This window comes from Nitratireductor thuwali (genome assembly GCF_036621415.1).
GTDB lineage: Bacteria > Pseudomonadota > Alphaproteobacteria > Rhizobiales > Rhizobiaceae > Chelativorans > Chelativorans thuwali.
This window is the reverse complement of sequence record NZ_CP030941.1, coordinates 878,694-890,785: the sequence shown is the minus strand read 5'-3', so window position 1 is coordinate 890,785 and position 12,092 is coordinate 878,694. Positions and strand designations below refer to the sequence as shown.

At 64.6% G+C, this 12,092-nt stretch carries 11 protein-coding genes; 4 read left to right on the top strand and 7 right to left on the bottom strand.

The window, feature by feature from the left end:
- The 7 genes from NTH_RS04300 to NTH_RS04270 form a co-directional block, all read right to left on the bottom strand.
- Nucleotides 1–813 (bottom strand): TrmH family RNA methyltransferase, encoded by an 813-nt coding sequence (locus NTH_RS04300; protein WP_338528854.1) that lies wholly within the window; start codon nt 811–813, stop codon nt 1–3.
- Nucleotides 810–1,568: a HugZ family protein gene (locus NTH_RS04295; protein ID WP_338528853.1), complete on the bottom strand. Its 759-nt coding sequence runs from the start codon at nt 1,566–1,568 to the stop codon at nt 810–812. Before NTH_RS04295 ends, NTH_RS04300 begins: the two co-directional genes overlap by 4 nt.
- Before the next feature lie 15 nt (nt 1,569–1,583).
- A complete protein-coding gene (locus tag NTH_RS04290) occupies nt 1,584–2,741 on the bottom strand; it encodes a CaiB/BaiF CoA transferase family protein (RefSeq protein WP_338528852.1) in 1,158 nt (385 codons plus the stop codon).
- A 4-nt stretch (nt 2,742–2,745) separates the two neighbouring features.
- Entirely contained in the window at nt 2,746–3,507 is a 762-nt protein-coding gene (locus NTH_RS04285; protein ID WP_338528851.1) for a 3-hydroxyacyl-CoA dehydrogenase, read from the bottom strand.
- Between the two features lie 82 nt (nt 3,508–3,589).
- On the bottom strand, nt 3,590–4,777 hold the full coding sequence (gene choV / locus NTH_RS04280; protein ID WP_338528850.1) for a choline ABC transporter ATP-binding protein: 1,188 nt from the start codon (nt 4,775–4,777) through the stop codon (nt 3,590–3,592).
- Complete coding sequence (gene choW / locus NTH_RS04275) at nt 4,774–5,628, bottom strand: choline ABC transporter permease subunit (protein WP_338528849.1); 855 nt, start codon at nt 5,626–5,628, stop codon at nt 4,774–4,776. Before choW ends, choV begins: the two co-directional genes overlap by 4 nt.
- A gap of 121 nt (nt 5,629–5,749) precedes the next feature.
- Nucleotides 5,750–6,697, bottom strand: a complete 948-nt coding sequence (locus NTH_RS04270) for a choline ABC transporter substrate-binding protein (protein WP_338528848.1) — start codon at nt 6,695–6,697, stop codon at nt 5,750–5,752.
- Nucleotides 6,698–6,895: 198 nt separating this feature from the next.
- Between NTH_RS04270 and NTH_RS04265 the strand changes: the two genes are divergently transcribed.
- From NTH_RS04265 to NTH_RS04250, 4 genes are all read left to right on the top strand, one after another.
- Nucleotides 6,896–7,513 (top strand): thymidine kinase, encoded by a 618-nt coding sequence (locus NTH_RS04265; protein ID WP_338528847.1) that lies wholly within the window; start codon nt 6,896–6,898, stop codon nt 7,511–7,513.
- An 83-nt stretch (nt 7,514–7,596) separates the two neighbouring features.
- The gene (locus NTH_RS04260; RefSeq protein WP_338528846.1) at nt 7,597–8,685 is read left to right on the top strand and encodes a hypothetical protein; all 1,089 of its coding nucleotides are present in this window, start codon (nt 7,597–7,599) and stop codon (nt 8,683–8,685) included.
- A 37-nt stretch (nt 8,686–8,722) separates the two neighbouring features.
- Nucleotides 8,723–9,868: a hypothetical protein gene (locus tag NTH_RS04255; protein WP_338528845.1), complete on the top strand. Its 1,146-nt coding sequence runs from the start codon at nt 8,723–8,725 to the stop codon at nt 9,866–9,868.
- Nucleotides 9,869–10,149: 281 nt separating this feature from the next.
- Complete coding sequence (locus NTH_RS04250) at nt 10,150–12,060, top strand: AAA family ATPase (RefSeq protein ID WP_338528844.1); 1,911 nt, start codon at nt 10,150–10,152, stop codon at nt 12,058–12,060.
- Nucleotides 12,061–12,092: the final 32 nt, after the last annotated feature.

Here is a 12,092-nt window from a genome sequence, read left to right as displayed (position 1 = left end):
TCACTCCGGCGCCTGCCACAGCCGATGCAGGGCAATCGCGGAGGCGGCCGCCACGTTGAGGCTGTCGAAATCCTCGCGCATGGAAATCCGTACGGATGGCAGCCTTTCCAGCAGGTCTCCGGGCAATCCCGGACCTTCCGCCCCCAGAAGGAGCGCGCAGCGCCTGCCTCTTTTCACGGCGCATATGTCGATGCGGCCGGCCGGGCTGAGGGCGACGATGTCGAAGCCCTCGCTTTCCAGCGCCTCGACCATCGCCGTCCCGTTTTCGATCTTCGCGAACGGCACTTTCAGCGCGGCGCCCACCGAAACCCGAATGGCCTTGCGGTAGAGCGGATCGCAGCAGGTCTGGTCGAAGAGCACCGCATCGGCCCCGAAAGCGGCCGCGTTGCGGAAGATCGCGCCCATATTGTCGTGATTCGCTATGCCGCAAAGAGCCACGACGAGCGCCGCCGGCGGCATTTTCGCCAGGAGCGCGGCGGCATCTTCCTCTTGCGTGCGCCTGCCGATCGCCAATATGCCGCGATGCATGTGAAAGCCGGCGATGCCGTCCATGACGTCGCCTGACGCCACATAGACCGGAATGTCGTCGTCTATCCGCTCCAGAAGGTCCTCCAGCCCGGCGAGCCGGTTCTCGCGCAGGAATACGGATTCGGCGGCAAAGCGGCTGCTGGCGAAGAGCACGTTGAGGACGACGCGGCCCTCAGCGATGAACCGGCCCTGCCGGCCCACGAGATCGCGTTCGCGCACATCGCGGTAGGCGGCGATGCGCTCGTCGTCGACGCTGTCGATGCGGATGATGTTGGCCTTGCTCACGTCCCGCGCGCCGCCTTGGCCATGGCGACGAGGACAGGCCTCATCTCGCCTGCATCGTTCAGCGCCGTGTCGAAGAAGATGCGTTGCTGCGCGTCGCCAAGCGACAGATCGATGCCTTCCGGATCGATGCCCGTCAGCCGCCACTTTCCCGGTTTCGCCTTGCAGAAGTGGCGGGCGTAGTTGGCCACGGCGTCGGCATGGTCCTCGTTCATGTGATCGATCGCCGCCTGCTCGGCGCGGGCAAGCGCATCGAGTGCCGGGCCCGCCGTCAGCAACTCGTCCGGCATAAGCTTGTAGGCCCGGGCGAAACCCCCGTTGAGAAGCCCGGCGCCCGGCTCCAGCCGGTAGAAGGCGAAGTCGGCAAATCCGGCATAAAGGCCGGCCTTGGGGTGGCGGTTGAGGTAGCGCCGCCTAGCCTGTTCCTGCGCTGGCGTGCCCGCGGAAAGCTGCACCGCCTGCGCCTTGAGCGTCAGGCGGGGATGGGCGAGCGGGTCGCCCTTGCCGGGCTCCCCGAGAAGGAGCGAGCAGCGCGCATCCGCTTCAATCGCCCTGGTGTGGGCGGAAAGCGCCGAGACGAGGATCAGCGGCGCGCCGTCCATGTCGGTCGCCACCGCCACGCGGGTGGCCAGCGGCCCCCCGTCCTCGGGGTCGAGCGTGGCGAGGGCGGCGAAACGCGCCTGCCGCATCAGCGTTTTGGCAAGACGGATTGCGTCGGCGTCCGTCTCCAGTATCACGTCCTTCTTCTCGTCCGGCATATCGGGCTCCGCTGGCTATTCCGGTTCGCTCTGGCCGATAATGCCGGCGGCGGCAAGGCTGTCGAACTCTTCAGGCCCAACTCCGAACTCCTTCAGCGAGCCTGCGGCACCTGCCTCGCCGGCAAGGCGAAGGGGCGTTCGGTCGAGCCGCGGCGCGGGGGCGGGGCGGGTGAAGCCGGCCTTGGTGGCATGCACGGCGCGGGCGCGGTTGTGCGGATGGGCGGCGGCCTCCTCAAGCGTCAGGACGGGCGCAACGCAGGCGTCGGTTCCTTCGAAAAGAACGGTCCACTCCGCCTGCGTGCGCTCGGCGATGCGCCGTGCGATGGCGTCGCGCATCTGCGGCCAGACGGCGCGGTCGTACTGGTTGCCGGCAAGCGCCTCGCCGAGGGGCAGCAGCCGCGCGAACTCGGCGAAGAACTGCGGCTCCAGGCAGGCGACCGCCATGAAACGGGCATCCGCGGTCTCGTAGGTATCGTAAAAGGGCGCGCCGCCGTCCAGAAGGTTGCGGCCGCGCGCGGCGCTCCAGATGCCGGCCGCCACGAAGCTGAAGAAGGGCGCCGCCAGCATCGAGGCCCCGTCGGTCATTGCCGCGTCCACCACTTGGCCAAGCCCGGAGCGCCCGCGTTCCACGAGTGCTGCCAGTATGCCCGTCAGGAGAAACATGGTGCCGCCGCCATAGTCGCCGACGAGATTGAGCGGCGGCACGGGCTTGCCCTCGGCCGGCCCCATCATCGACAATACGCCCGAATAGGCAAGATAGGTGAGGTCGTGGCCGGCCTGCCGGGCCAGCGGCCCTTCCTGGCCATAGCCGGTCATCCGCGCGTAAATGAGCTTCGGGTTGCGGGCGCGGGCCTCGTCCGGCCCGACGCCGAGACGCTCCATCACGCCCGGCCGGAATCCTTCCATCAATAGGTCGGCCCGGCCGACCAGGCGCAGGAGGAGCGTGCGCCCGGCTTCCTGCTTCAGGTCGAGCTTCAATATCCGGCGGCCGTGCCTTTCAAGATCCATTTCCGGAGGCAGGTTCAGGAAGGGGCGGGCGGCGTCCTTGCGCTCGATGCGCAGCACCGACGCTCCCATCTCCGCCAGCATCAGCCCGGCCAGCGGCACTGGCCCCAGCCCCGCCATCTCGATGACGAGGAGGCCGGAAAGCGGACCATGGCGCTCGGCTGGCATGTCTTCAGCGCGGCGCCATGCGTATGGCGCCGTCGAGGCGGATGGTCTCGCCGTTGAGCATCTGGTTCTCGACGATGTGGCAGGCCAGGCTCGCATATTCCGACGGATCGCCCAGGCGGGGCGGGAAGGGAACCTGCTGGCCGAGCGAAGCCTGGGCGTCTTCGGGCAGCCCGGCCATCATCGGCGTCTTGAAGATGCCGGGCGCGATCGTGCACACCCTTATGCCGGCGCGCGAAAGGTCGCGCGCGACGGGCAGGGTCATGCCGACGATGCCGCCCTTGGACGAGGAATAGGCCGCCTGGCCGATCTGCCCGTCAAAGGCCGCCACGGAAGCCGTGTTCACGATCACGCCGCGCTCACCGCCCTCCAGCGGTTCCAGTTCCTGGGCCTGCGCGGCGAAGAGGCGGATCATGTTGAACGAGCCGATCAGGTTGATCTCGATGACCTTGCGGTAAAGATCGAGCGGATGGGGACCATCCTTGCCGACCGTCTTCATGGCGACGGCGATGCCCGCGCAATTGACGAGAATGCGGGGTCCGCCCAGCTTCCCGCTGACGGCGGCGACGGCCGCCTCGCCGTCCTCGGCGCTCGTCACGTCGCATTTGACGGCGATGCCGCCGATCTCGCCGGCCACTTTTTCCGCCCGGTCCATGCCTACATCAGCAATCGCCACCTTTGCGCCTTTGGCGGCAAGGGCGCGCGCCGTGGCTTCGCCAAGGCCCGAGCCGCCGCCCGTGACGATCGCAACAATGCCGGATGGATTCATGAAATGCGCCTCCTCTGGTGAAATGGAAGGCGCACAGTAACGGCGGAACGGCATCGGGGGAAGGGCGGCACGCTGAGTGCGCCTACCTTCTCAACACCGACTTCAAAACATCCCTGATGCCGATCGCGCCCAGAAAGCGCGAGGCGTCGTCGAAAACGGCGACCGGGGCCGTATGCGACTGGTGCATGGCGTGCATGACCGTCTTGAGCGGCGTTCCTGCATGCGCCCAATAGACCTTGGGGCGGTCCTCCGGCAGCGTCTCGATCTTGTCGCAGGAAACCCAGATCGCCGGCTTCTCGTCGCGCTCCGCAGCGACCACCAGCATCTTGTCGTCGAGCTTGAAGCGCGTCGTCCTGCGCCGGTCGAGCCACAGCCAGCCTTCGCCGGCAGCCTCCAGGTCGCGGGCGTCGCGCATCACGTTCCAGGCGGTCAGGACCGAGAGCGGGTTCACGTTGGAGATGAACTCGCGCACATAGTCGGTTCCAGGCTTCAGCACGATGTCCTCGGGCGCGCCGGTCTGCACGATGCGGCCGCCGTCCATGATCGAGATGCGGTTGCCGATCTTCAGCGCCTCCTCCAGATCGTGGCTGACGAACAGGATCGTCTTTTTCAAGCGCTCCTGGAGTTCGAGAAGCTCGTCCTGTAGCTTCGTGCGGATCAGCGGGTCGAGCGCGGAAAAGGGCTCGTCCATCAGGAGAATGGGCGCTTCGGTCGCGAAGGCGCGGGCCAGGCCCACGCGCTGCTGCATGCCGCCGGAAAGCTCATGGGCATATTTGCCGGCCCAATCCTCCAGATGCACCAGTTCGAGCTGGGCCATCACGCGCTCGGCGCGCTGTTTCGCCGGGAAGCCGGAAAGCTCCAGCCCGAAGCCGACATTCTCGGCCACCGTGCGCCATGGCAGCAGCGCGAATTGCTGGAAGACCATGGCGACGCATTCGCGGCGAATCTTGCGCAGCTCTCCTTCCGAGCAGGTCACGACATTGGCCTGCCAGTCGCCGTCGTGGACGAGCACGTCGCCGCGCGCGACCTTGTTCAGCCGGTTGACGGCGCGCAGGAGCGTCGATTTACCGGAGCCCGAAAGGCCCATCAGCACGGAGATCTCGCCCCGTTCCACCGTCAGGTCGCAGCCGGCGCAGCCGAGCACCGCCCCCGTCTGCTCCAGGATCTCGCCCCGGGTCCGACCGGCGTCGAGCAGGGGCAGGGCAGCGGCGCGCTCCTTGTCGGTCCCGAAGATGATGTCGACCGCGCGGAAATCGATTGCAGAGCTCATCGGTCCTGCTCCCGCCCGATGCGCGCCATCCTGTCGAGGATGATGGCAAGCACCACGATGGCAAGTCCGGCCTCAAGGCCGAGCGGAATGTTGACCGAGTTGAGCGCGCGCACCACCGGCTTGCCGAGGCCGTCGGCGCCGATCAGCGCGGCGATCACCACCATCGACAGGGACAGCATGATGCACTGGGTGAGCCCGGCCATGATCGAGGGCAGGGCGGCCGGCAGTTCCACCTTCCACAGGAGCTGGCGCCTGGTGGCGCCGAAGGCCTGTCCCGCCTCGATCATCGGCTTGGGAACCGAGGTGATGCCCAGATAGGTCAGCCGTATGGGAGCAGGCGAGGCGAAGATCACCGTGACGATGACGCCGGGCGCGGCGCCGAGGCCGAAAAGGATAAGCACGGGAATCAGATAGACGAATGTGGGAAGGGTCTGCATGAGGTCCAGAACCGGGCGCAGGAACTGGTAGACGCGGTCGTTATGCGCCGCCCATATGCCCACGGGAACGCCGATCGCCATGGAGACGGTCGCCGCCGCGACCACCAGCACCAGCGTCTCGACCGTTTCCTCCCAAAGGCCCTGATTGATGATGAAGGCCAAGCCGATCGCGACGCCGATGGAGAGCTTCCACGAGCGCTGCAACACGTAGGCGACCGCGGCCACCAGCAGCACCACGATGCTGGCCGGCATCCACAGCAGCAGGTCCACCATTCCGTCCAGAACGGACGCCAGCCCGTCGGCGATGCCATCGAAGATCCAGGCGAAATTGGTCGTCAGGAAGTCGAAGAACTCGCGCCCCCATCGGCCGATGGGGATTTTCCAGGCGGCGATCCATTCCGATAGCGGGTCCATGGGCGTGGCGGTTCCCTGTGCTGTCTGCCTTTAAAGGGTGGATGTTTAGTGCCGCCGTCTCCTGTCCGCCTTCCCGCCTCATGAGCCGGGAAGGTGGCTGGAGACAGCGGCGGGTAGTCTGTTACAGTCCCAGATGCTCCTTGACGGCGGCTTCGCCGGGCTCTCCGCCAAAGGTGGTCACGCCGTCGAGCCATGGCCCCAGCACTTCCGGATTTTCCTTCAGCCAGGCGGTGGCGGCTTCTTCCGGTGCTTTTCCATCGTCGAGGATCGCGCCCATGATCTCGTTCTCCATCTCGAGCGAGAAGACCATGTTGGAAAGCAGCTTGCCGAGATTGGGACATTCGTCCGCAAGGCCGGCGCGGACATTGGTATGCACGGTGGCGCCGCCGTAGTTGGGGCCGAACACATCGTCGCCACCTTCAAGATAGGCCATGTCGATATTGGCGTTCATGGGATGGGGTTCCCAGCCGAGGAAGACGATATGCTCCTTCTTCTGCACGGCGCGGCGGACCTGCGAAAGCATGCCGGCTTCGGAGCTTTCCACCACCTCAAACCCCTCAAGGCCGAACTTGCTGCTCTCGATCATGTCGATGATCAAGCGGTTGCCGTCATTGCCGGGCTCGATGCCGTAGATCTTGGCGTCCAGCTCGTCCTTGAACTTGGCGATGTCCTGGAAGCTTTTGAGGCCCGCATCATAGGTGTATTGCGGCACGGCCAGCGTATATTTCGCGCCTTCTAGGTTGGTGACGAGCGTGTCCACCGAGCCCTCTTCGCGATAGGGCGCGATGTCGGCCTCCATGGTCGGCATCCAGTTGCCGAGGAAGACGTCGACATCCTCGTTCTTCAGCGATGCATAAGTCACCGGCACCGAGAGCACCTGTGTTTCGGGCTCGTATCCCAGCCCTTCCAGCACGACGGAGGCGGTTGCCGTGGTGGCTGTGATGTCGGTCCAGCCGACATCGGAGAAGGTGACTGATTTGCAGGCTTCCGGCTCGGCCGCGAAGGCTGCGCCGGCGCCGAGGCTCACCGCCGCGCCAAGTGCGATTGCAAAAACACGGGTGCTTGTCATTCTGGTTCTCCCCTGGTTGCGTCTATCGTTGGAAATGGGCTTTTAGACGCATAAGTCATTGAATAAAAGGCAAGCATCATTTTCTTCTTTCCGCAAGCGCAAAGGAATGGGCTTCAATCCCGTGGATGGCCGGGGCGGGCGCTTCCAGAATGTACGGCCGGTTGCTATCAGCATCCGAACCTTGCGGGCGAGCGAACCATGGCAAAGCTTTACTTCCACTACGCAACGATGAATGCCGGCAAGTCGACGCTGCTTTTGCAGGCCTCGTACAATTACCGCGAGCGCGGTATGAACACGATGCTGTTCGTGGCCGGGCACTACCGCAAGGACGGCGAGGGCTACATCTCCTCGCGCATCGGCCTGGAAGCGGGCGCGGAGATGTTCGCCGCCGGCGACGACCTTTACGCCCGGATCGCCGACCATCACGCCCACACCGCCACCCATTGCGTCTTTGTGGACGAAGCCCAATTTCTCGAGGAAGAGCAGGTCTGGCAGCTTGCAAGGGTGGCGGACCGCCTGGGCATTCCGGTCATGTGCTATGGCCTGCGGACGGATTTCCAGGGCAAGCTGTTCCCCGGCTCCCAGGCGCTTCTGGCCATTGCCGACGAGCTGCGGGAGGTGCGCACCATCTGCCGCTGCGGGCGCAAGGCCACCATGGTAGTCCGCCTCGGGCCGGACGGCAAGGTCGCCAGGCAGGGCGCGCAGGTGGCCATCGGCAAGGACGTCTATGTCTCGCTCTGCCGCCGGCACTGGGAGGAAGAGATGGGCCGCTGGCGGCCGGAGGACATGATCGGTTTTGCAAGGCCGGCCGGGTAATGCCGGGGAGGCGTGCTGCAACTTCCATTCGTCACGGCTCCAACCTATATTCGCCGAACTTGCCGCCCCTCCAGGAGAACCGCATGGCCACGCTGCAGAATTTCGACGCCGAGATCGCGAAGACGGAATCGGTCGTCAAGGAAATGCGCTCCCGGATGGAGCAGTCGACGACGGTGCTGGAAAAGCTGGCGCAGAGCGACCAGACCGTCGGCCAGGCCGACTTCGACATCGAGAATGCCCGCATCCAGGACGTGCTCAAGCAGCAGAAGGTGATGGAGGCCAATATCGCCGACCTCATCATCGGCCTCGAGGACGCCACCAACGTCTTCGGCGCCGAGTTCGAGAGCATGAAGAGCTATTCGGGCTGGGAAAACTTCATCGGCATCTTTTCCAGGCAGCGCAAGCAGCGCATGCGCACCGAGCGCGTGCGCAACATGTCGCTGGCAGGCAATCTGCAGGAGCTGCTGGCGAAGTCCGACACGATCACCGGCATCCTCAAGGAGCAGAAGCAGGTACTGGAAAGCCGCTATGCCACATCCGAGGCGAGCCTTGCCAAGGTGATCGAGCGGCGCAAGACGGCCATGGACAGGCTTGAGGCGACGCAAAAGCGCATCGAGGAGCTCAACCCCATGCTTCTCGACATCGAGAACAGGATTTCAGCCTCGACCAGCCAAAAGGACCGTACCCAGCTCGAAGGCGAACGCTCCAGACTGGCCACCGAATACAATGAAGCGCAGGCGAAGGAGCAGGAGCTTCTGGCCGAGAGCCAGACGCTGGAGCGCTACACCTCGATGTTCCAGACCTTCGTGGATTCGCTCAACAATCAGATCGCCGCGCAATCGACCCTCATCAACAAGCTGACCATCGATACCGAGCAGCGCATCGTGCTCTACAAGGCGCTGGAGGATTCGCTGAAGACGGCGGCCCAGCAGGACGTCGCCCACCGCATCAACACGCTGGGCAGTCAGGTCGACAACACCGCCGAGGAAACGATGGCCGGCATCGGCGCGGCGGCCCAGCGCCATATCGGCGATCTTCTGGAACTGCACGAGAAGAACATGGTGACGACCGCCGACATCCAGCGCCGCAAGAAGCTGGCCGACGATGCTTTCGCGCGCCGGTTCGACGACGTGATGAAGAAGCACGACGCGGCGAACTACGTCAGGCAGTGATGGTGACGGGAACGCACGGGGGCATGGGAATAGCTCCATGAGCACCAACGAAGCTGCCAACCGCTATTTTGATGCCATTGCCGCGGCGCTCGACGGTCTTGGCGCCTATCTCGCCGACAGCCGGGCCTCGCCCTATCGGCGTAACGACCTCGTGGCCGAAACCGTCATGCCCTATATCGCGCGGCTGGAACATTCCTTCCGGGCGTGGAAGAACCGGCTGGGTTTTCTCGAAAGCTTCCGCATCCAGCGTGCCGAAAGCGGCTATCCGCTGTTTCAAAACGTGCTCGAACTGGAGAACGACCGGCGTGAGGCTGACAAGCGTCTGGCATCGATCGCCGAGCCCCAGACGCTGCGCGAGGAGATGGTGGACTTCATCCTGCGCCACCGCGCCTTTCCGGGCGAATTGCAGCGCGCCATGGCCGAGCGGCTCTATCTCGAGGATGTGCGCGAAGGCCGCGTGTTCTCGCCGCTCGTCCTGCCGGAAACCGTGCGCGTTTCGGTAAATCCAAGAACGAAAAGACCCTACTACATCGTCCACTGGGGCGCGTTCGACGGGGCGGCCAATCTGCCGCTGGTCTATATGGCCGCGGTCGAGGATTCGTCGGAAAACATGACGGCCTCGCTGGTCACCGGCGAGGGCCGGCTCAACGAGGATGTCGAGATCCCGCTGCCGGTTGGCGGCCTGCTCAATCCGGACCTTGCCCACCGTTTCGACGATTTCGCGGAAAGGAACTCCTCCTATTCGCTCTCGCCCGCCACCATCGCCACCAATCTCGACCGCGATTTCGACACGCTGCACCCAAAGCAGCTGCGCCGCGTCGTGCTTGGGCCGTTCTATACGGCCGGCATCACCGCGCACAATTCGACCGTCTCCGAGGTGCTGGCGAAGGTGCGCCGGCAGGACAATGCCTGGCTTTTGACCTGGACCGTGCAGGAGGTCTATTCGAAGGCCGAGCAGCCGGGCAGGAAGGGGCTCTGGTCCAGTCAGCCGCCGCGCGAGGAGTTCCATCTGGAGACCGACGATCTGGAAGCTGCCCGCATGGGTGTCAGCGCCTATGAAAAGCACGCGCTGGTGCCGCACGAAGCCTACCAGGCGCTCTACGCCAGCGGCGAAGCGGGCAGGATATTCGACGGCTACAAGGTCCATGTCGTTTCGGCCGGCGGGGTGATTACGGATGTTTAGGGTCAGGACCTATTAATATGACCACAATGGCGTTCGATAGACCAAGAGATGCAAGGAAAAGCCCGCAGAGCGGGGTCTTCCCCCCGGTCAAGGGCTTTGACGCGGCAGCTCGCCGGTCTATCGAACGTCCTTCGGATCGGCCTGATTTGCACGGGCTACTTTGTCGCAAGACTTTGAAAGACGTAAAGTCTACCTACGGTCCTACTCCGCGTATCCGCACAAATCAGGCCGACCATTGTGGCCATATTAATCGGTCCTGACCCTAAGCACGGAGGCGCCCCATGGATACCGGCCTGACGCTGATCGACGAGAAGGACGTTGAAAAGCACCGCGCCACCGCGCAATCGCTGGTGACGCGCGTCGTCGTGATGGAAGACGATGGCGGGCGGTCCAAGACGGCGCTTGCCGGCACCGGCCGCCGCTTCGTCTCGACCGTCTCCACAGGCTCCGTCCGCAGGACGCGAGAGATCGAGCTTGCCCGCACCATCGCGGCGGTGCGGGCCGACGATCCGATGCTGTCCATCGCCCAGCACACGCTGCTCTACCGCGCGCGGCGCGGCCTTGCGGTGGCGCTGGCGGTCGCCGACAATTTCGCCCGCGCGAGCGAACTGGAATCGCTGCAGGCCAGGAATGCGCGCGCGCCGCTGGAAGGCGACGCCGCGCAAACTTACAAGACGCTGCTGTCGGCCTCGGCCTATGTCGCGGCCTTCGCCTTCGCCGCCTATCTCACGCAGATGCTGGAGACGGACGCCGAGCCCGTCAACGATCGCCAGGAGCCCGATTTCCTGTTCGACACGCCGCAGGACGCGCTGAAATCGCTGGTTGCCGGGCTCGACGCGGCGATTGCCGGCGCGCCGGACGAACAGGCGATGACCGCGCGCGCCAAGGCGCTGGCCCGGGTGGCCATCGAAGGGCTTCTTCAGCGCAAGAGCCGCTTTTCGGGCCTCGGCGCCTTCGAGGACGCGCATATGCGCCTCGAGGCCGACGATTTCACGCTGGACGGCTTCGACGTGGCGCCCGGGAAAAAACGCAAGCCGCTGGCGATGAGCTTCAAGAAGCCGAACGAGATCATCGGCAACCACATCGCCAAATATCAGGCCATGAAGCTCGCCAAGATGCTGATGGCCTATGATTTCGAACGCCAGCTCAACCCCTTCGTGGAGTTGGGCGGCTTTCTCTTCACCTTCATCGGCGACGGCGCGCCGGGCACCGGCAAGACCATCCTCATCCAGATGACGGCCGGGCTCCTCAACGATTACTGCCAGGTGGCGGGCGTGCCGTTCCACTACGAGAATTTCGGCGTCGATCAGATCTCGTCCTACCAGGGCAAGTCCGGCCAGAACTGCAAGCAGTTCGTGGAAAACGTGCTCAGCCCGCGCGCCATCGGTTTCGGCACGATCGACGACATCGACCAGGTGGCCGCCAAGCGCTCTAACGACAGAGCCTCGGCCGGCCAGCAGGAAGTCTCCGGCGTGCTGATGGAAAGCTTCGCCGGTGCCACCACCGTGGTGCGCGGCAATTGCACCTTCGGCATGTTCTCCAACCATCCCGAGAATGTCGACGATGCGCTGCGCCAGCGAGCCGGCGCCCGGTGGCTGGTCGACGGCCCGCAGACGCTGGAAGACTACATCGACATCTTCGTGCTGCTCGCCGGCAAGAACCACAACATTCCGCTGGGCGATCACGACCTCTACGCCACGCAAGAGATAAAACGGGCGGTGGAAACGGCCTATGAAGCGCATTCGAAGCCGCAGGAGGAGGGGCTGCAGCGCGTCTATGAGCGCTTCCTGAACGATGTCGGAGAGCCCAGGACCCTGGCCGATATCGGCGCCTATCTGCACATGATCAAGCAGGCCGAGCCCCGCTTCACCGGCCGCGCGATCCGCAACATCACCGACGCCATCAAGATGCGCGTCATGGACATCGAGCTGCCCGACGAATGGTTCGAAACGCCCGATCTCTTCATGCGCAAATCCTACGATGAGAAGAAGTCCATGATCGCCGAGCTGCGCCGGCCCTTCACCATGGCGATGGTGATGCAGGAGATCAACCGCTATGCGGATTCGGAATTCCGCTACGCCGACCGCGCCGACGAGACGGCGGTGAACAATCTGGTGCGCGACCAGCGGCTCAGGGAAAGGGCGGTGCGGGAGATCAAGGCGATGAAGGCGAGGGGAGCATGGGATGGCTGATGTATTGCCCTTCTCCCCGTTTACGGGGAGAC

What these genes read in the sequence shown, in the direction of transcription:
- NTH_RS04295 (WP_338528853.1), bottom strand. Translation starts at nt 1,568, where the DNA reads ATGCCGGACGAGAAGAAGGACGTGATACTGGAGACGGACGCCGACGCA.
- NTH_RS04290 (WP_338528852.1), bottom strand. Translation starts at nt 2,741, where the DNA reads ATGCCAGCCGAGCGCCATGGTCCGCTTTCCGGCCTCCTCGTCATCGAG.
- NTH_RS04285 (WP_338528851.1), bottom strand. Translation starts at nt 3,507, where the DNA reads ATGAATCCATCCGGCATTGTTGCGATCGTCACGGGCGGCGGCTCGGGC.
- choV (WP_338528850.1), bottom strand. Translation starts at nt 4,777, where the DNA reads ATGAGCTCTGCAATCGATTTCCGCGCGGTCGACATCATCTTCGGGACC.
- choW (WP_338528849.1), bottom strand. Translation starts at nt 5,628, where the DNA reads ATGGACCCGCTATCGGAATGGATCGCCGCCTGGAAAATCCCCATCGGC.
- NTH_RS04270 (WP_338528848.1), bottom strand. Translation starts at nt 6,697, where the DNA reads ATGACAAGCACCCGTGTTTTTGCAATCGCACTTGGCGCGGCGGTGAGC.
- NTH_RS04265 (WP_338528847.1), top strand. Translation starts at nt 6,896, where the DNA reads ATGGCAAAGCTTTACTTCCACTACGCAACGATGAATGCCGGCAAGTCG.
- NTH_RS04260 (WP_338528846.1), top strand. Translation starts at nt 7,597, where the DNA reads ATGGCCACGCTGCAGAATTTCGACGCCGAGATCGCGAAGACGGAATCG.
- NTH_RS04255 (WP_338528845.1), top strand. Translation starts at nt 8,723, where the DNA reads ATGAGCACCAACGAAGCTGCCAACCGCTATTTTGATGCCATTGCCGCG.
- NTH_RS04250 (WP_338528844.1), top strand. Translation starts at nt 10,150, where the DNA reads ATGGATACCGGCCTGACGCTGATCGACGAGAAGGACGTTGAAAAGCAC.